The organism is Sphingobacterium sp. KH_072, from assembly GCF_057837975.1.
The window spans coordinates 2,059,944-2,080,580 of sequence record NZ_CM174457.1 but is presented as its reverse complement, the minus strand read 5'-3'; the positions used below and the strand labels follow the sequence as shown (position 1 = coordinate 2,080,580).

The 20,637-nt window shown below is 42.8% G+C and carries 14 protein-coding genes; 9 read left to right on the top strand and 5 right to left on the bottom strand.

The genetic code is table 11. From position 1 onward, the window contains the following. Positions 1-2 precede the first annotated feature (2 nt). The gene (locus AC3IRT_RS09710) at positions 3-1,493 is read left to right on the top strand and encodes a SusD/RagB family nutrient-binding outer membrane lipoprotein (RefSeq protein ID WP_489393064.1); all 1,491 of its coding nucleotides are present in this window, start codon (positions 3-5) and stop codon (positions 1,491-1,493) included. Between the two features lie 24 nt (positions 1,494-1,517). Then, positions 1,518-3,983, top strand: a complete 2,466-nt coding sequence (locus tag AC3IRT_RS09705; protein WP_489393063.1) for a phosphocholine-specific phospholipase C — start codon at positions 1,518-1,520, stop codon at positions 3,981-3,983. Between the two features lie 133 nt (positions 3,984-4,116). On the opposite strand, the gene AC3IRT_RS09700 is transcribed toward AC3IRT_RS09705, so the two are convergent. The 3 genes from AC3IRT_RS09700 to AC3IRT_RS09690 form a co-directional block, all read right to left on the bottom strand. Next, positions 4,117-4,239 (bottom strand): hypothetical protein, encoded by a 123-nt coding sequence (locus tag AC3IRT_RS09700; RefSeq protein WP_489393062.1) that lies wholly within the window; start codon positions 4,237-4,239, stop codon positions 4,117-4,119. A 131-nt stretch (positions 4,240-4,370) separates the two neighbouring features. Then, positions 4,371-5,138, bottom strand: coding sequence for a DUF3050 domain-containing protein (locus AC3IRT_RS09695; protein ID WP_489393061.1), 768 nt, complete (start codon positions 5,136-5,138; stop codon positions 4,371-4,373). A gap of 137 nt (positions 5,139-5,275) precedes the next feature. After that, positions 5,276-6,094, bottom strand: coding sequence for a DUF4394 domain-containing protein (locus AC3IRT_RS09690; RefSeq protein ID WP_489393060.1), 819 nt, complete (start codon positions 6,092-6,094; stop codon positions 5,276-5,278). 430 nt (positions 6,095-6,524) lie between these two features. Here AC3IRT_RS09690 and AC3IRT_RS09685 point away from each other — a divergent pair, with 430 nt between their 5' ends. Further along, positions 6,525-9,263 (top strand): outer membrane beta-barrel protein, encoded by a 2,739-nt coding sequence (locus AC3IRT_RS09685; RefSeq protein WP_489393059.1) that lies wholly within the window; start codon positions 6,525-6,527, stop codon positions 9,261-9,263. Between the two features lie 124 nt (positions 9,264-9,387). After that, positions 9,388-10,965: a calcineurin-like phosphoesterase C-terminal domain-containing protein gene (locus AC3IRT_RS09680; protein ID WP_489393058.1), complete on the top strand. Its 1,578-nt coding sequence runs from the start codon at positions 9,388-9,390 to the stop codon at positions 10,963-10,965. A 45-nt stretch (positions 10,966-11,010) separates the two neighbouring features. Here the strand turns inward: AC3IRT_RS09680 and AC3IRT_RS09675 are convergent, their stop codons facing one another. Continuing rightward, positions 11,011-11,331, bottom strand: coding sequence for a GIY-YIG nuclease family protein (locus AC3IRT_RS09675; RefSeq protein ID WP_489393057.1), 321 nt, complete (start codon positions 11,329-11,331; stop codon positions 11,011-11,013). Positions 11,332-11,450: 119 nt separating this feature from the next. Between AC3IRT_RS09675 and AC3IRT_RS09670 the strand changes: the two genes are divergently transcribed. The 5 genes from AC3IRT_RS09670 to AC3IRT_RS09650 all read left to right on the top strand — a co-directional run bounded on the left by AC3IRT_RS09670 (position 11,451) and on the right by AC3IRT_RS09650 (position 19,759). Further along, positions 11,451-12,224 (top strand): XRE family transcriptional regulator, encoded by a 774-nt coding sequence (locus AC3IRT_RS09670; protein ID WP_489393056.1) that lies wholly within the window; start codon positions 11,451-11,453, stop codon positions 12,222-12,224. Positions 12,225-12,564: 340 nt separating this feature from the next. Then, positions 12,565-15,021, top strand: a complete 2,457-nt coding sequence (locus AC3IRT_RS09665) for a glycoside hydrolase family 31 protein (protein ID WP_489393055.1) — start codon at positions 12,565-12,567, stop codon at positions 15,019-15,021. Positions 15,022-15,118: 97 nt separating this feature from the next. Beyond that, positions 15,119-17,059: a 1,4-alpha-glucan branching protein GlgB gene (gene glgB / locus AC3IRT_RS09660; protein ID WP_489393054.1), complete on the top strand. Its 1,941-nt coding sequence runs from the start codon at positions 15,119-15,121 to the stop codon at positions 17,057-17,059. A gap of 4 nt (positions 17,060-17,063) precedes the next feature. Next, complete coding sequence (locus tag AC3IRT_RS09655) at positions 17,064-18,494, top strand: glycogen synthase (protein ID WP_489393053.1); 1,431 nt, start codon at positions 17,064-17,066, stop codon at positions 18,492-18,494. After that, on the top strand, positions 18,491-19,759 hold the full coding sequence (locus AC3IRT_RS09650; RefSeq protein WP_489393052.1) for a glucose-1-phosphate adenylyltransferase: 1,269 nt from the start codon (positions 18,491-18,493) through the stop codon (positions 19,757-19,759). Before AC3IRT_RS09655 ends, AC3IRT_RS09650 begins: the two co-directional genes overlap by 4 nt. A gap of 66 nt (positions 19,760-19,825) precedes the next feature. Here AC3IRT_RS09650 and AC3IRT_RS09645 read toward each other — a convergent pair whose 3' ends face one another. After that, on the bottom strand, positions 19,826-20,617 hold the full coding sequence (locus AC3IRT_RS09645; RefSeq protein ID WP_489393051.1) for a Cof-type HAD-IIB family hydrolase: 792 nt from the start codon (positions 20,615-20,617) through the stop codon (positions 19,826-19,828). Between the last annotated feature and the right edge of the window lie 20 nt (positions 20,618-20,637).

The window sequence follows — 20,637 nt, the reverse complement described above, 5'->3', positions numbered from 1 at the left end:
TCATGAAAAAGCTTAGAAATACGATTACCATCTGCAGCTTGCTGCTTATAAGTACGCTGTCTTCCTGCGAAAAGTTGACCGAGGTCAATATCGATCCGAACAACGCTTCTTCCACACATCCACAAGCCTTGTTGACTAATGTGGAGTGGAATGCCTTCAACACGTGGCGTGGTACATCACCCTTATACACCCTCAAAATGATTCTCCAAACTGATGGCGAGAATGCGAATCAGATTTATAATTGGCAACGAGGCAGTTTCGATCAATATAACCATCTTCGCAATGTGACCAAAATGATGGAAGAGGCTTCTGCTATTGATGAGCCAACTTATTTGGCATTAGGCAATTTCTTCCGCGCCTATTATTTCTACAACCTCACACTGACTTTTGGCGATATTCCCTATAGCGAAGCGTTGCAAGGGGAATCTGCCGGGCTGTACCTACCCAAATACGATGAACAAAAAGCTGTTTTTGTCGGTATTCTTGAAGAGTTAGCTGAGGCTGATGAATTGCTAAAGGCAAATCCCGATCTCATCGCAGGTGATATTATCTATGGTGGGAATGCAACCAGCTGGCGCAAACTGATTAATAGTTTCCGCCTAAAAGTATTAATGACCCTGTCTCGCAAAACCGCGGATAGGAACTTAAATATTGTGCAGCAGTTTGCACAAATTGCAAGTAGCGGCATATTATTAGAATCCGACGCAGACGACGGTCAGCTCGTTTATCTAGATCAGCAAGACAATCGTTATCCAGAGTTTAACTCCAGCGGTTACGGATCGGGAATGTACATGGATTCTACTTTAATTCGGCGTTTGCAAGACCATCAGGATCCGCGTCTGTTTGCCATTGCTTCGCAAACCCGCTTAGGTCGTGAAGCCGGTGCCGCATTAAATGATTTTACCGCTTATGAAGGCGGCGACCCGATTGTACCTTATGCATTGGTCAACGACAAAGCTATTGCTGGAAGACTTTCAAAAGTGCATGATCGCTACACAATCGACCCTACATGCGAGCCAATGGTTTTAATGGGTTACGCCGAGCAACAGTTTATCTTAGCAGAAGCGATTGTACGCGGATGGATTCCCGGCGACGCGGTTACTCATTATAATGCTGGCGTACGTGCAGCCTTCAACTTCTACGCGAAGTATGCCAAAAACATGGGTCAGTACTTCAGTGCCGAGCGTGTAGATGCTTATTTGCAGTTGCCTCTTGTTAATTTAGCGAATGCGACTACAAACGAGCAGCGTATCGAACGGATCATGATGCAGAAATATTTGCGATCCTTTCACCAAGGTGGTTATTCGGCCTACTTCGATCATTTGCGCACGGGTTATCCAACGATGCGTAAAGCTGCCAATGTGCGCATCGCTTATCGATGGATGTATCCGCAGAAAGAGTACAATCAGAATACGGCTCAGGTGGATGCAGCGATCCAAAGACAATTTAACGGCAATGATGCCATTCAACAGGAAACGTGGTGGACAAAATAATGGTATATTACACAGAAAAACAGCATGGATAGTAGAAGAGCATTTTTAAAGAAAGCAGCGATGTTGGGTGGCGCAACAGCAGCTTATCAGTTCTTGCCGAGTTCCATCGCGCGCGCATTAGCCATAGAAGTCGAAGCGGGCACAACATATCTGGATGCCGAACATGTGGTATTCCTCATGCAAGAAAACCGATCATTCGATCATTGTTTCGGCACCTTGAAAGGCGTACGTGGATTCAATGACCCGCGCGCCATTCGTCATGCTGATGGATTACCTGTTTGGGTACAGAAAAATGAGCAAGGTGAAGCTTACGGCCCATTTCGATTAGATATTGAGCAAACGAAAGCCACTTGGATGGGCTCTCTACCACATAGTTGGAAAGATATGGTCGAGGCGCATAATCATGGCAAGCTAGATACTTGGCTGGAAGCAAAAAAAGCGGGCAACAAAGCGTACCAGCGTTTGCCTTTGACGATGGGCTATCACACGCGCCAAGATATTCCTTTTTACTACGCCTTTGCCGACGCATTTACGGTGTGCGATCAACATTTCTGTTCATCATTGACGGGCACAAGTGCCAATAGATCCTATTTCTGGTCTGGAACGGTACGAGAAGAACCGCATAATCCAGAGTCGGTGGCGCATGTGGATAATGGGCAAATCAATTATCGCGATGTGCAATGGACGACCTATCCCGAACGATTGGAAAAGGCAGGTATATCTTGGAACGTGTATCAAAATGAGTTAAGCTTACCCGTAGGATTTGAAGGGGAGGAGGAAGACTGGTTATCCAACTTTACCAATAACAATCTGGAGTTTCACGAGCAATATAAAGTACGGTTTCATCCAGCGCATCGGCGCTGGATGGAAAATATGCTAATATCTTCCAAAGCAGCGCTAGAAAAGTTGAGCGACCAGCAATCGGAGCAGTTTGCGAAATTGACACAGCAGGTCGAGCGGCTCACGCGCGACTTGGAGACTTATTCTGTAGCTAATTTTGAGCAGCTCGATTCGTTTAGCAAGAGCATTCATCGTAAAGCTTTTTCCACCAATATAGCCGATCCAGATTACCATCATTTAGCTTCGCTAAAATATCAAGATCAAGAAGGAGAGAAGGAAGTACAAGTGCCAAAAGGCGATATCTTCCATGAGTTTCGCAAGGATGTCGATTCAGATAGTTTACCAACCGTCTCTTGGTTAGTTGCACCTTGTCGATTTTCTGACCATCCCGGTTCGCCTTGGTTTGGCGCATGGTACGTGTCCGAAGCGTTGGATATTCTGACGAAGAATCCAGAGATCTGGAAAAAAACCATCTTCATTTTGACCTACGATGAGAATGACGGCTATTTTGATCATGTGCCACCATTTGTGCCAGCACATTCCGATCGACCATTTTCGGGAGTAAATCCCAATGGCATGGATACCCAATCGGAATATGTAACGGCAGCACAAGAGAAAGTGCGCACCGGAAAACCAGAAGCTAACTTAGATAGTCCGATTGGCTTAGGATTTCGCGTACCGATGGTTATCGCTTCACCTTGGAGCAAAGGTGGCTGGGTGAATTCTGAAGTGCTTGATCTCACCTCCAATATTCAGTTTTTAGAACATTTTATTCACCGAAAGTTTGGTAAAGAAGTGCGTGAAACTAATCTATCCGACTGGCGCAGGGCGGTTTGTGGAGATCTGACTTCGGCTTTTCGCCCGGCAGGATCGAAAGATAAATCGCCGCATGTGACTCCTGTAGATCGCGATGCAGAGGTGGCTCGTATCTATGCGGCAAGCATACAGCAATTGCCAGGAGATGTGGCTGCTTTCTCCGAGGCAGAATTAAAAAACATGCGGCAAGGCGGATTGTCTCAACGATTGCCGCAGCAAGAAAAAGGTACGAAATCAGCCAATGCATTGCCGTACGATGTGGATGTCAATCTATCGATGGATGTGGCGAAGCAAGAAATAGTGATAGAAATGCATTATCATGGTCAGTTGAGCAACACGCCAAAGCATAGAGCTGTTCCACATTATGCGCGCGCGCTAAGTCCATATCAAGATCCTACTAATCCAGCAGCGATTTGGAATTTTACCGTTCAGAATGGGACGTCTATTACGTACCGCTGGCCTTTGCGCAACTTTTCTAACGGACACTATCATCTGGATCTGCATGGTCCCAACGGATTTTACCGTTCCTTCGTGGGTTCGACGCAGCATATTCCATTCGCGGCAGCGCATATCAGTTTACAACATGGGGTAGAGGCGCTGGATGTTACATTTGCAGATGGGAGCGGAAATTGGAAAGTTTCCGATGTGTCCTACGATAATCAAACTCGTATTCAGAAAAAAGGATCAACGGGTTTTATGGTTGATTGTCAGAAAACGAATGGTTGGTATGATTTACTGGTAGAACATCGCGAAGATTCGAGTTTGCGCTATCGCTATGCGGGGCATGTGGATACTGGGCAACATAGTAAAACAGATCCATTAATGGGAAGTTGATCTGTCAATATTGATGCAATCGCTTTTTATTCAGGTTCGCAGCTTATTCGCGTACCACAGGAAAGCGCATAAAAAAACAAGCTTCTGATTATCGATCGGAAGCTTGTTTTGCCTTATATATATATATATGATTTTAAAATTGTTGCTCGTTGGTATCTCCCTCAGGGATATCAAGGATGGCTAGTAACAATAGGTACTCGCCTCTATCTAATCCTAGTGCTTGTGCGCGGTTCTCTTCGTTGTATACTTCTTTCATATCCTTTTTGATTATATGTTCGTTTCATAAGGATTTGCAAAGCCGATGCCAAATATCTGGCGGTTGGGTAGATTACGTAATGTGGCTCATCACTTCACGTAATCTGTATCAAGACCACGTAAATTCCGCAATTATGCGATGCGGTCTGCAATAGCATCCCACAATTTGGAGCGAACCTGCAAAGCTTGTAAGGCAATATCTTTCATTTCTTGCCATTTATGCTCATCATCTCCAGCGAGCTCCGAGATCATCTGCATGGCCAATGGTCCGTGCTCGTCGCCATCTAATTCAATATGTCGTTGGAAGTAATAGATAAACTTGGACATATCTACGGCTGGTGATTTCGCCTGCAGTTCTCTCAGTATCGAGGTAAACATATCTGGAATCAAGTCTTCGCGACCAAACGTGAATGCCGCCGCAATCTGATGCGGTTTTCCGCTTTGGATAACAGAAAAAGTGAAATTTAAAAAGTCTTTGATACGTGAATCTAGTTCAGATTCTGCTATTGCCTGTTGAATTTCGGAGGATGCCTTTGCACGAGACACAAAGTCTCCGATTCCTTTTATGTTGGCACCCATAGTTTGCATGGCATCCAAGTACATTTCAAAGTGACTCAATCTTCTACCATCGATATATAAATCGGATTCCTCGGCCAAGACGATTTCATTGATCAGGTATCTGGTATTAGGCATTGTGCTTGCAAACCATGGCACAGAAGTACAAGTAAGCTGAATCTGCAAAGCTTTTAGTAAAGACATGAAGTCCCAAACTGCATACACATGTCCTTCCGTAAATGCTTGCAAATCTTCCACAGTCGTAATTCTTGCATACAATGGATGGCATAATAAAAGTTCGCGCTCTTGGGCGATAGCTGCTTGTAGTTTTTCGATCCTAGACATAGAGGCAAAGATATTATAAAGTTTGTTTGCTATTCTACTATAAGCAGTGTGTTAAGTGTGTTTTAACACTAAGCTGATAAAAAAAAGAACCACGTAAGCGATCGCTTACGTGGTTCTTTTATAGTATTGATTAATGATTACATCGTTGGGAAAGCCAAGCCCATGATCGGCTTGCTAAAGTTGCTAGAAGCTTTTGTCGCTCTTCCAGTTTCCAAGTTGATGCTGTATAAGCTATGTCTGCCATCTACTTCTAACGATGCCATGATGTACTGACCATCAGAACTGATATCAAAACCGCCAGCAGCAGTAATATTCAATCCTAAATCACCAATTTCGTCCAATGTACCATCGTTCGGAGGTGTTTGTTTGTACAACTTGTTTGTCGTTACATCAATTACATATAAATCTGTTGTCGTTGCAGTTGCTGTATTGTTGGTATACGCAGCTGCCGTCACTTTGGCGTTAGGCACACCATTCAACGAACCATCTACAAAAGCAACAGCGCCTGTTACTGGGTGCAGTCGTAGATTTTGTCCGTTCGCAGTAACTAAGCGGATACGATCTACTGTAGGATTAAAATCAAAGCCAACCTCAGTAGCATCTATTCCTGGCGTGAAAGGAACCAAACCAACAGCAGTCGCTGCGCCAGTTTGTGTATTGATGGTGTAGATTCTATTGCTGCTACCTACCGCGTACAAATCTCCACCGACAGGGCGGAAATCGATACCTAAGATTTTTTCATTACTTTGAGTTCCAGTGATAGTCCATTCTTGAACTGAGTTACGCACATTTTGCGCATTGTAGCGAATTAGGTGATTGTCGCCGTCAATAGCGAAAAACTCAACATTGGGCCCCATGATGTCATTGTCGACAGTATCATCATCCGAACAAGAAGTAGTAGTTACGGCTAAAGCCAATAGGGCTGATGCCAGAGATAGGGTAGTTCTTTTTTTCATAGTAGTTTTTATTATAAATAGTATTTGTTTTCTTCTCAATAGATGTCATAACGACTAATTGCAGGAACAGGCTTTCTAAGTTTTTGTTTTGGAATAATCCAATATACCAAGATTATGCTACGACGAATTTCCTGCTTTGAGAAAGCTTTAGTATCCTATTATCTTTGGGTCTAACTTATAATATTTAGTAAAGAAGCTTAATAATCATTGTGTTACAACATGTTTTGCGGGGAGTAATTTGTGTTTGATATGTTACCGAATCAGGCTATGTGCCGATACGGCAATACCAGGCATCCAACTGTTGTATAAAGGTTTAATTTCACGTCAGAGCCTTTTTTTATACAATAATTTCAGGATATAGCGTTATAATGTTAACTTACAATTATCGGTTAACGAATATTTTGTGTCACTGCCTTTTTAGTTTGTGCGCGTGCCTGTTAAACAATTAATCTTAGTCACATGGATAGTACTACTTTCTGTAGGCCTTGCGAGTCAGGGCCAAGCTCAAGTGCGTGGTAAAGCTATCACGGGTACTGTCATAGATTCTTTAGGAATTGGATTAAAGGGCGTGAATGTATTCTTGCAGACAGATCAAGATACTTTGTATACTGTGACGAATGCACAAGGCGTATATCGTCTGCGTGGCGTGGCGGGCTCAGAGGTCAAACTGATCTACTCCATGTTAGGCAAAGAGCGTCAAACAGCCTTTGTCAGTCTGTACGAACACGATCCCAATCCACTGGTCTTATCGCCCATCGTATTAGTTTCTGGAGTTTCTTTTATCGATCCCGTACAGGTATTGCGTACCATTCCGATTGTACATAAAGGTGATACGACTGTCTTCAATATGTCTGGCTTCTCTTATATGAAACAGTCTTTGCTGGAAGATGTCTTACGGAGTTCATTACCGGGATTCAATGTGCTACGCGATGGCACCACATTTTACAACGGCCAAGTAATTACTTCGGTGCAGGTAGATGGGCGCAAATTTTTTGGTGGGGATGTATTGACAGCTACTCGAAATCTGCCCGCCGATTACATCAAGCAAATTGAAGTAATCGACCATTATGGTGATATGGCGGAAATAAAAGGTATAAAAAGTAGTACGCCAGAAAAGATAATCAATATCATCCTGCACGAAGACCGGAAGAAAATTATGTTTGGACAAGCCACGGCAGGTGGCGGTACCAACGATCGTTATTTAGGAAGCGTCGGGCTTAATAAGTTCGATCGTGGACAAGAGGTTTCTATTATTGCATCGTCCAACAATACCAATACGAGTCTATTTACATTTGGCTCGCCAGATGGCGCTGGTGGACGATTGGCAAGTCTCTCTGATATTGGAGATTATGCAGATCAGGCTGACGGACTCAACACGATTAATTCCTTTGGTGTCAATTTTTCTGACAATGTTGGTCAGCGGAGTACGTTAACCGGAAGCTATGCCTATTCACGTCGGAAAAATGAAACAGTGGGAAACTCCTTATTACGATCTACGTACGATGGATATCAGATTACCAAGTCGGAAGATTTTACGTCGATCAGTGATGATCGAACACACAAATTTGATCTCGAATTAAATTCTCATTTTAAAAACAAAGATTTACTAAAAATCACCCAATCTATTGTCTTGAATAGATCAGTGCGAGATAATAAGCGTAATATCTTACTGGATAATTTTAAGGTCAGAAATGATGGTTGGTATCAAGATTCGTCCACTATAGATCGTCCTAATTATCAACTCAACGCCCTATATTCTAAATATTTTCAACATCAGAAAAGAAAATTGATAGGAGATATACGAGTAGGATATAATCGACTCGATAAAATTGAGGATGTGTCAGAGCAATATGAGATTTTTGACAATACTGCTAGTCAACCTAGTTTTAGCCGTTTCAATCAAGAGCAACTGGTTAATCAGTACGATGCGACTAAATCATTGCGCGCAGCGATATCGTATGTGGAGCCATTTTTTGATCATAGCTTGTTAGAAATCTCGTATGAGTATGACCTCACTAATATAGAGATGTCGCGACGCGTAAGGTTACCCGGGGAGGCAAATATGCCGATTATCGATTCCTTGGGGCTTAATTACGAATATTTATTTACCAGTAATAGAACAGGTTTATTGTACCAATACGAACCCAATAAGCGGTTTCGTGCCAATCTTGGTTTTGGGGTGCAGCCTTTACGTTTAGCAGGTGCGGTAGCCAATGATACGCTGAATTATCGCTATGATAATATCAATCTAATTCCTTCCGCCATGATGCGATATCGTTTCAATGATGAATTGGATTGGCAATTCACGTACAATGGACGAAACAGTCAGCCAAACTTTTTGCAGATCGCACCCATTCGTGACAATACCAATTCCCGTTTGATTATCGTCGGAAACCCCTTGTTGCGTGCAGAGTTTGTGAATCGTTTGTCGACGATTTTGCGGAAATCGATCGCCAGTAAGGGTCAATATTTGGAGTTAAATTTCGCATATAATTTTACCAGCAACAAAATTGTCACTTCCAAGACGGCAAATTCCGACGAGACGATACAGGAAACTTCCTTTGTCAATACGGATGGCTATTACGAATTGAAAAGTTACTACACCTTCAATACACCAATTTTTAACGATAAATTCAATCTGGAGACGACTGGTAATCTAGATTACTTTAACAATATCGTTTTTGTCAACGCCGAGCGTAGCCTAACCCGTCAATACCTTTTTGCTCAGAATCTACAGTTGCGCTACAGCTGGGACGAGTACTTTGAATCCGTATTTAATGCAAACTACATGCTAAATCAAGCGAATTTTGAACTGCCCCGACGTCAGAGAATCGCCGCACATTCTGCATTATTCAGTTTGGGAGGAAGAGGGTATGTAAGCAATCGTTTTATGCTAGGAGCCGAGATGTCACAAAAATTCTTTCGCGGATATGTACAGGACATCACTGATGTGAGTCCAACGATTATCAACACCTACCTAGAATACTCCTTCTGGAAGAACAAGATGGCACTTTTAAGGCTAGAATGTTTTGATTTATTGGATCAAAACAAGAATGTTGGAGTAGTCACAGAATATGTCGGTAATGATATCTTCGAATCTCGAAACAACCGATTAGGCCGTTATTTCATGCTGACGCTGAACATGCGCTTGCAACGTTTGCCAAAGTAAGCAGGTATTGCCTACGTAGATCAATTAATATTCTATTTACAGCAAGATCATGATTTCATAATATCCTCAAGTGCCCAGCACATGTCGTAAATAGTAGTTTTGCAAGTAAACTATCTATTTCAAAATGAATATTTCAAGTGTACTTTTGAGTGTTGGGTTATGTGTTTCGTTGGGCGCGTACGCACAAAATCAGGTGTCGGGCGTAGTTTTCGAGGATAGCAACCGCAATGGTAAGATCGATAAAGGGGAAACTCGCTTACCGAATGTTGCGGTAAGTAATGGTCAGGAAGTAGTGACGACCAACAACAAAGGCGAATACCAACTACCCGTGGGCAATGACAATATCATTTTTGTTATCAAACCGAGTGGCTATACTTTTCCGACGGATGACAACAAGCTGCACCAATTCTATTATATACACAAACCGCAAGGTTCACCGAAAGAACTAAAATATGCAGGCTCTGAACCGACCGGAATGCTTCCAAAATCGGTAGATTTTGCCTTGCACAAACAGGATGAATCTGAGCGATTCCATATGTTTGTATTTGGCGATCCACAAACCTACGACAAGAGAGATCTGGCATATTTCAAGAAAGGTATTATACAAGATATTGAGGCAAAGGATCATATTTCTTTTGGACTTAGTTTAGGTGATTTAGTAGGAGATGACTTGAGTTTACATCCCGACTATCAATCCACTATGGCAGCGCTTGATCTGCCTTGGTTCAACGTGATGGGTAATCATGATATGAACTATGATGTGACGGTCGATTCTTTGTCTGATGAAGCCTTTGAAAAGAACTTTGGACCTGCCAACTTCTCCTTCAATTATGGCAATGCCCACTTCATTATTTTAGATAATATTATTTATCCTAATCCAGATACGGGTAAAGGTTATACCGGCGGTTTTCGCGATGATCAGTTGACTTTTTTGGCCAATGATCTGAAGTTAGTACCTAAAGATAAATTGATTGTTATTGCGTATCATATTCCCTTGTTTCTGAATGATAAGTCTTCTACGCACTTCCGCACAGAAGATCGTCAGCGCTTTATGGATTTATTAGCGCCATTTCCCAATACACTGTCGCTTTCTGCGCACACCCACTTTCAGACACAGGTATATTTCCAAAAAGAAGATGGTTGGAAACGCGAAAAACCACATCATGAGTACAACGTAGGTACAACCTCGGGCGATTGGTATTCTGGAGAAATGAATGAGCAAGGTGTGCCGGTTTCTACCATGCGTGATGGTACGCCAAAAGGATACGTCACGCTAACGATTGATGGCAGCAAGTACGCCTTTGATTATAAAGTAGCTGGCAAACCAGCAACATATCAGATTGCACTAACTGGAACAGAGAAGGTCGCGGAGGAATTTGCGAGGAGTCATGCTTTGTTTGCTAATTTCTTTGTAGGTCAAGAAACGGATAAGGTAGAATATAGCGTTGACGGTGGCAAATGGAAAGATATGGAGTATGTACAAGAAGCGGATCCGGATTACGCCTTTAAAACACTATCGTACGATCAAGCGAAAGAAGCGATGAAGTCAGGCAAAAGACCATCCGATGCTGTGCCATCAACTCATTTATGGAAAGTGAGGTATCCTAAATTATCTGTAGGTAAGCATGAGATCGAAGTACGCGCGACGGATATGTTTGGAAAAGAACATCGCGCAACCAAAACGATTGAAGTGATGCCGTAAATAGGCCGATCAACTTCTTACATTAACATATATAACTCCACGTATCTAGCTTGCATAGTGCGTGGAGTTGTACATAGGTACCACCGGCTTTACCGCTGGATGCAGGTTCAACCAGTTTGGGTTTTGCCGTCTTACCAAGCGTTCGCGTTGCATGCGGGTGTAGGTTTGTAGTTCTTTCAGGCGATCCATTGCATTGTTTTCCGTCGCATACGTCTCCTCATAAACAATTCTGGATAGCTGCGTTGAGATATTCATCTGCGTTTGCTGTACTACATTTATATGATGCAACACCTCCGAAATGTTGTTCGTCATTAATACTTCTAAGTATCTTCTATTGCAGTCAGTAAGGATGACTATTTTATACATATCGCTATTTTTTGTTTGATAATAGATGGGTTGCAATTTGGTAGTCCATCATATTATTACTAATTTTATTGGCACAATATTACTAATAAATTTAGTCTTTCAAAAATTTACTAAGAAAAATGTCAAACATATCTACCAATCTCAAGTATCTCCGCAAAAAGAAAGGTCTTACCCAACAGCAGTTTGCTGATGCGTTAGCGATCAAAAGAGCATCTGTAGGAGCTTATGAAGAGGATCGCGCCGAGCCTAAATATGATTTGCTAAAAAAAATAGCGGATTTTTTTGAGCTGACGATGGATGAGTTAATCGATCAGGTCATTGATGAGAAGTGGAAACCTACTGCTCGCGGCAATGCAGCTAACTTGCGCGTGCTAAGTATTACGGTAGATCAGCATGATAATGAGAATATCGAACTTGTACCCGTGAAAGCCAGTGCAGGGTATATGAATGGCTACGGGGATCCAGAATATGTGCGCGAATTACCACGTTTCTCTCTACCGATGTTCAATCAAGGTACGTACCGCGCTTTTGAGATCAAAGGAGATTCTATGTTGCCATTACCTACAGGTAGTATTATTATTGCAGAGTATGTAGAAAACTGGGCCGATGTCAAAGTAGGGCAGACCTATGTCGTCGTTTCTAAATCCGAGGGTATTGTGTACAAACGAATCGGTCAAAAATTTAAAGAAGATAAGGGATTGCGATTGGTATCAGACAATAAAACGTACGAGCCCTATTGGGTAGAATCTGCAGATGTGCTAGAAGTATGGAAAGCAAAGGCATTTATTAGTACAGAATTGCCAGAACCTAATCCAGAGCCTTCGCTAGAAGCTCTGAGTTCCATGATGGCGCAGATGCAAAAAACAATAAATGCGGTAGCGGATAAGAAATAGTTTGGCCGCTTAGATTGCTGTTAAAACAGTTGTTAAGGCGTCTGCATATTCCAACATGTGGAGCGTTATGGTGTGGATGAGGGTGTACATAATAGTGCGTATTGGGTTAATAATTCGATGTATTATGACGAAATATAGGAGTACCTATGACGATGTGGTAGGTACATTAGGTTAAATGGCTTTGCCGATCGGCGAACAGCCATTATTTTTCGGCTAAAACACCTAGTCGATAGAGTGCTTGAGTTTTTTGAAATGAATCGGGTTAGATAGTGTCATTTTTACAAATAAGTCGTAATTTAAAGCAGTAATTCGAAAATTGTACTGCGATAAGATGACAGATATGACGCCCAAAGACGATAAATTAGAACAGATAAATGCCAATACAAACTCGGTAGAACTGGAAGACGAGATACATCACGTCAATAATCCGGTATTAGAACTTCCCACTATTGAAAAAAAATACCTCGGCCAAGTCACCGGATTTGTAAAAGACGGCTCGTCCTTTTACTTTACAGATGGCAAAGCCAAGGTAGAGGTCAAGCTTTTTTCTGATGAAATCATTCGGGTTCGCTTAGCGCCAGAAGGTGTTTTTTTGGCAGATTTCTCCTACGCTACGGTGAGTATGTCCAGTGGTCCGACTTCTTATACGATAGAGGAACACGATGATACCTATCAAATCACTACCGCTCGAACTTCTTGTATCATTCGTAAAGCTGATTTTCATATCTCTTTTGCCGATACCGAGGGCAAGGTGGTCAATCAGGACGCGAAAGCCATGCACTGGGAAGAAAATGTGGATTTTGGTGGCTATTATGTGTATTGTACTAAGTCTGCACCGCAAGACGAAGTGTTTTTTGGACTAGGAGATAAAGCTTCCAATCTCAACTTGCGCGGCCACCGCGTTAAGAATTGGAATTCTGACACCTATTCCTATGCTTTCAATCAAGATCCGCTTTATAAAACCATTCCCTTTTACCTCGGTGTTACGGAAGGGCAAGCATATGGTATTTTCTTCGATAATACCTTTAAGACTTATTTTGACTTTGCGGCGGAGCAGTCGGATCAAACTAGTTTCTGGTCGGAAGGCGGCGAGCTACAATATTATTATATTCAAGGACCGCAAATGATTGATGTGGTGCGCCGTTATCATCAATTAACTGGTACGCATTATTTGCCACCTCTGTGGGCGATCGGCTATCACCAATGTCGCTGGAGCTATTATCCAGAGAAGATGGTGCGCGACGTGACCACGGAGTTTCGTAAAAGACAGATTCCTTGTGATGCTATTTATCTGGATATCGATTATATGGATGGCTATCGTTGTTTTACATGGAATACAAAATATTTTCCCGATCCGCGTAAGATGATCGCTGATTTGGCAGCGGATGGTTTCAAAACGGTCGTCATGATTGATCCCGGTATTAAAGTCGATGAGAATTATTGGGTTTTCCAAGAAGGGCAATCCAACAACTATTTCTGCCGTCGTGGAGATGATTATTTTATGGAAGGTTTTGTATGGCCAGGCCGTTGTCAGTTCCCAGATTATACTAATCCTGCGGTTCGCGAATGGTGGGGAGGGTTGTACAAAGGTTTGGTGGAAGATGGTGTAGCCGGTTTCTGGAACGATATGAATGAGCCTGCCGTGTTTGGGCGGGGCACATTTCCAGATGATGTACGACATCATTACGATGGCTACCGCGGGTCGCACCGCAAAGCACACAATATTTACGGCATGCAAATGGTGCGCGCCACGTATGACGGTTTAAAAAAGCTGTATCGCGACAAAAGGCCATTCACGATTACGCGTGCCGCTTATTCTGGTGTTCAGCGTTTTTCTTCGGTGTGGACGGGGGATAATATTGCGACTTGGGAGCACTTACGCATTGGATTACTCCAGTTGCAGCGACTTTCTGTATCCGGTCTTTCGTTTTGCGGTACAGATATCGGCGGATTCACCGGAAATCCAGATGGCGAATTATATACACGATGGATGCAGTTTGGCGTGTTTTCGCCATTTATGCGCGTGCACTCCGCAGGCGATACGCGCGACCGCGAACCTTGGAGTTTCGGACCAGAATGGGAAGCCATCTGCAAGAAATTTATTGAACTAAGGTATCAGCTTTTACCTTATATATACACCGCTTTTTGGCAGCAGCATAAATATGGCGACCCAATTTTGCGACCTATTGGCATGTTGGAACAGCACATTCCGGAAAACTTACGACGAGAGGAAGAATTTGCCTTCGGCGATCATATCGTAGTTTCACCCGTTCTCAATCCAGGTCAAACCAGCAAAACGGTGTATTTACCAGAAGGTGGTTGGTATTACTATTTTGATAATACGGCTTTCGCTGGTGGTCAAGAACATCAAGTGGCGACGCCATTAGATGAAATGCCCATCTTTGTGCGTGGCGGCAGCATGATCCCCGAATATCCGATTATGCAATATACCTCCGAAACAAAGATTCCCGTGTTGACACTTCGTTTGTTCTTTGCAGAAGGTCGCTTTAACTCCTATCTATATGACGATCAGGGAGAAACATTCGGTTATGAAAATAAAGAGTATTCTTGGAAACATTTTATAGTCGAAGCAACATCCGATTCCCTGAAAGTTTCACAATTGACCGAGGGACATTATACTTCCTATCATTCTCAGTACAAGGTTTATTTGATTGGTTTGCCTTTAGAAGTGTCCGATGTGAAAGTTGATGGTGTGTTTACTTCGTTGGATAAAGATGAGCTCGGCACGTATATCTTGGTAGATCCTGCATTTAAGAAAATAGTTTGTAAGGTGTAGAACAAACGTTACAATACCATGTTGATTAGCATAGGTATGTAAGACAAGAGGCATCCTAAATCAGTATTTTTAAGCATTAGATAACAACAATCAAAATATGGGAGAGCCTGTGGTGGCATTTACATTGTTCACCGAATACGACATCATGTTGTTCCGTTCCGGAAAACACTACAAATTATACGAAAAACTGGGTTCGCGCACCGCTCAAGTCGACGGCGTGGACGGCGTATATTTTGCGGTGTGGGCGCCCAACGCAAATTATGTCTCCGTTATAGGCGATTTTAACGGTTGGAACTCATCATCCCATGCATTACAGGTACGCTGGGACGAAAGCGGTATTTGGGAAGGATTTATTCCAGCATTAGAAAATGGTACTGCGTACAAATACCATATTGGAACGCCCGGTGGTGAATTGTTGGAGAAAGCAGATCCATTTGCGATCCGAACAGAAATACCGCCGCTCACGGCATCCATTGTAGATACAACGTGGTACACGTGGGAAGATAAAGACTGGATGGGAAAACGCCAAGAACACAATGCATTGGATAGGCCTATGTCGGTATACGAAATGCATATCGGCTCTTGGATGCGTGACGCGAACGAACCAGAGCGATTTCTCACATACCGCGAAATAGCAACACGTTTGGTGCCTTATATTCAGGAAATGGGATTCACCCACGTGGAGTTTATGCCCGTGATGGAGCATCCTTATTATCCATCTTGGGGCTATCAGATCACCGGTTATTTTGCGTGCTCATCTCGCTACGGGAATCCACAAGATTTTATGCATCTTATCGAAGCATTGCACCAAGCAGATATCGGTGTAATCTTAGACTGGGTGCCTTCGCATTTTCCGGGTGATGCGCATGGTTTATATAAATTTGATGGTACACATCTGTTCGAACATGCTGATCCGAAAAAAGGATATCATCCCGATTGGAAATCATATATCTTCAACTACGGTCGCAATGAAATTAGATCTTTCCTGATTAGCAATGCGCTATTCTGGTTAGATCGCTATCATGTAGACGGGTTGCGTGTAGATGCTGTGGCATCTATGTTATACCTCGATTATTCGCGTAACTATGGCGAGTGGGAAACCAATGAGTTTGGGGGCAATGAAAATTTGGAAGCCGTTTCTTTTCTAAAAGAATTTAATGAAGCGGTATACACTCATTTTCCAGATGTGCAAACGATTGCCGAGGAATCCACTTCGTGGGCTGGCGTTAGTCGGCCGACTTTCCAAGGAGGTTTGGGTTTTGGTATGAAATGGATGATGGGCTGGATGCATGATACCTTGAGTTATTTCAAGGAAGATCCGATCAATCGAAAATACGCACACGACAACATGACCTTTGCTACGGTATACGGTTTCCATGAAAACTTTATGTTACCGTTTTCGCACGACGAAGTCGTGTATGGTAAAAAGTCGATGTTATACAAGATGCCGGGAGATGATTGGCAACGCGTGGCTAATCTTCGCACTTTGTACTTGTATATGTTCACATTTTTGGGAACAAAACTACTGTTCATGGGTGGAGAATTCGGACAAACAGGCGAATGGAATGTCGATCAATCATTAGATTGGCATTTGCTGGAGCACGCACCGCACCAAGGTGTCAAAAAACTGGTGGCTTCACTTAATGCGCTCTACAAATCGGAACCCGCATTATATGAAAAAGCATTTAGCCCCGAAGGATTTGAATGGGTAGAGATGGGCGACCGTGATCAAGGCGTGTTTGTGTATATCCGCAAAGGACATGATCGCGAGAATGACTTGCTAGTAGTTTTAAACCTCACACCAGTGGTGAGATCACAATTTCGAGTTGGCATTCCTCAAGAAGGCGTCTGGCAACCGATTTTCAATTCTGACGAAACCGATTATTACGGCAGCGGCATCAGCGCAACAGAATCGAAATCTGAGCCAATTCATTGGATGCACCGCGATCATTCGATCGCGATTGATTTACCACCCTTGGCTGGTGTGGTGTATAAGCAAAAAAAGACAAAAAGCAGAAAAGTTAAGCGCATAAACTAAGAAAATGAAAGTTATCCATTTGAGTGTAGAATGCTATCCCGTGGCCAAAGTAGGCGGATTAGCGGATGTAGTCGGCGCACTTCCTAAGTACCAGCTTACGACGGGCATCGATGCATCGGTGGTCATGCCGTGGTACGACCGGCCATTTTTGCAAAATCAAGAAACGATATCCGTAGCGACTGGTATCATTCAGCAAGGTGACGAACAGTTTAATTACGAAGTACTTAAAGAGAAAAATGAGAGCTTGGGTTTCCCCTTGTATTTCATACGAATACAGGGGAAATTGGATCGTCCAGAAGTGTATTGCTATCCCGATGAGGCCGAGCAATGGATAGCGTTCCAGCATGCTTTTTTAGATTATCTACACGGGAAAGAAGAGCTTCCTGATGTGGTGCACTGTCATGATCATCATGTCGGACTAACGCCTTTTTTGATGCAGCATAGTTTGGCCTATCGCGAACGCTTGGCCCATATTACCACCATCTTCACGGTGCACAATGGACAGTATCAAGGTTGGATAGATTGGAATAAAAGCGCCTTGCTGCCAGCGTATGATGCGTGGAAATGGGGTTTGCTCGAGTGGGATGAAGTTATTAATCCAATGGCGGCTGCCATCAAATGCTGTTCAGCGTATACCACTGTTTCCGAAGGATATTTGCAAGAGCTTTATCAGGAAGCTAATGGTTTACAAGATCTATTTAACATGGAATCTGGCAAAGCCGAAGGTATTGTAAATGGGATTGACGACGCGGTGTGGAATCCTGAAACGGATACCAGCCTAGACAAAAACTATAGCATTGGTACGGTACGATCTGGTAAGAACGCCAATAAAAAATGGTTGGGCAAAACGTATGGTATTGAATTCTCCCATCCGCTGATTGTTTTTATCGGCCGCTTTGCATTCGAGAAGGGCGCCGATTTGCTGCCTGCGATAATAGACGAAATATTTTCAAACACGAAGGAGGACTTTAGTGTTTTTATATTAGGATCTGGCGATGAAGAAATCAGCGCACAGTTGGAAGCGCGGAAATCCCGGTACGAAGGTCGGTTGGCAACTTTCATTGGTTATAACGAAGAATTGGCACATCGGGTGTATGCCGCGGCAGATCTGTTGCTGATGCCATCACGCGTAGAACCGTGCGGACTGAATCAGCTTTACGCTATGAAATACGGCACAATACCGATCGTGCGCAATACAGGTGGTCTGCGCGATACCGTGTTGGATATAACCGCAGAAGGCGGGTATGGATTTGTCTTTGACGAAGCTAATCCAGCAGACGCGGCAAATTGCACCGTTCGTGCACTTGATATTGTGCAAGATAAGAAACAGGTAGATCAGATCCGAAAAAGAATCATGAAGTTAAATTACTCATGGGAGCAATCTGCCTTGAAGTACGAAAAATTATACAACCGTTTTGTTGAAGAGAAGTTATGATACATAAAGTAGTTTCCATTGTGCTAGGTGGCGGTCGTGGTACACGCCTATATCCATTGACAGATCAGCGATCTAAGCCCGCAGTTCCGATTGCCGGTAAATATCGTTTAGTCGATATTCCCATTTCTAACTGCTTAAGCTCGGGGTTTAACAAGATTTTTGTATTGACGCAGTACAATTCGGCATCGCTTAACAAGCATATCAAAAACACCTTTAATTTTAGTGTCTTTAGTACAGGATTCGTTGATATTCTGGCAGCAGAGCAAACGAATGAAGGTGATCGATGGTACGAAGGTACAGCAGATGCTGTGCGACGTACGCAGAAAAATCTACTCGGTATAGATTATGATTATATTCTTGTGCTTTCCGGTGATCAATTGTACCAAATGGACTACTCTAAGCTAATTGATTTTCACGTAGCATCAGAGGCGGAGATAACCCTAGCCACGATTCCTGTTACAGCGAATGATGCCACTGGATTTGGTATTTTGAAAGCCAATGACAAAAATGAAATCGAATCTTTTATCGAAAAACCATCTTCAGATCTGTTGGTAGATTGGAATTCCGATGTTCCAGAACACCTAGAGAATGAAGGTCGTAAGTACCTTGCATCTATGGGGATATATGTTTTCTCGAAAGGAGTTTTGAAGCAACTACTGGAAGAAAATCCCGGAATGGATTTTGGGAAACATATCATTCCAGATGCCATTGGTGTGAATCGCGTCATGAGCTACCAGTTCGAAGATTATTGGACGGATATCGGAACGATTAGTTCTTTTTTTGAAGCCAATATTGGATTAACCGATGATATTCCTAAATTCAATTTGTTCGATAATCCGGTTTTTACGCGTGCGCGCATGCTGCCACCTTCTAAATTTGGCGGAACGACTGTAGATAATAGTATCGTGGCGGATGGTTGCATTGTACATGCCGACAAGATTAGCCGATCTGTGATCGGTATTCGTTCTCGCATTGGGATTGGAACAGTAATCCGCACGACGTATATGATGGGAGCAGATTATTATGAAAAGCTTGATGATTTGATTGAGCTTTATCACACGCAAGAACCACCTCCAATTGGTGTGGGAAATCGCTGCTACATTGAAAATGCTATTCTGGATAAGAATTGCCGTATTGGCAATGATGTACGCATCAAAGGTGGTGGCAAGCTGGAAGATGGTGACTTTGAAAAGTACTCTATCGTAGACGGAATTGTCATCATCAAGAAAGGCGTTATTATCGAAAATGGATTTACGATAGGGTAGAGAATCTAATTTTCTCGGATACTGACACATAGTATCCGAGAAAATTAGATTTTGTATCTGATTAACTTAGATTACCTGATAATGCATTAGGGCATTCCAGATACCATTCTTATCGACGTGATCGGTTATATAATCTGCACTTTCTTTTACCGCAGGGTTTGCGTTTCCCATAGCAATTCCTAGTCCGGCAAATTTTAGCATTTCAATATCATTGCCACCATCACCAAAAGCCATCGTTTCGGAAACATCAAAACCAAAATGACGGCAGAAGGCTTCTATTCCTACTTTTTTACTTTGTCCACCCGGATTCACGTCTGCGAATGTTTCAATCCAGCGCGTAGCGATGGAATTAGGCATAATGTTCGCCATGAATTCCGCTTCCTTGTCAGGATGAATAAATACATTGACTTGTAGAATACTGCCCGTATCCAATGTCTCAAAATTGGTGAGCGGAGGAGTTGGAAGATTTACTGCCTCGTACATCATATCAATTTCCGGTGTGACATGATGTATGGTTACCTCCTGTTCCGACATCAGCGAAAAGCTAACCGGTGTTTCTTTGCTATGTGCAATTAATCGCTCTACATCGGCAGAATCCATCGTAGCACGATGTAAAACAGCACCATCCTCGGCAACCACACAATATCCACCATTAAAAGTACTGTAACCATCAAAACCCAAATGTTTGATATGATCCAGATTATTGATGGAGCGGCCGGTAGATACGATCACCTTTATTCCTTTGTTTTTTAACGCTTGGATAGCATCTAAAGTAGATTGTGGTACAGTGTGCGTATTAAAGCTTATTAATGTGCCGTCGATATCGAAGAAAACTGCTTTTATATTAGGTAAGTGCATGTACAAACATATAATTATTT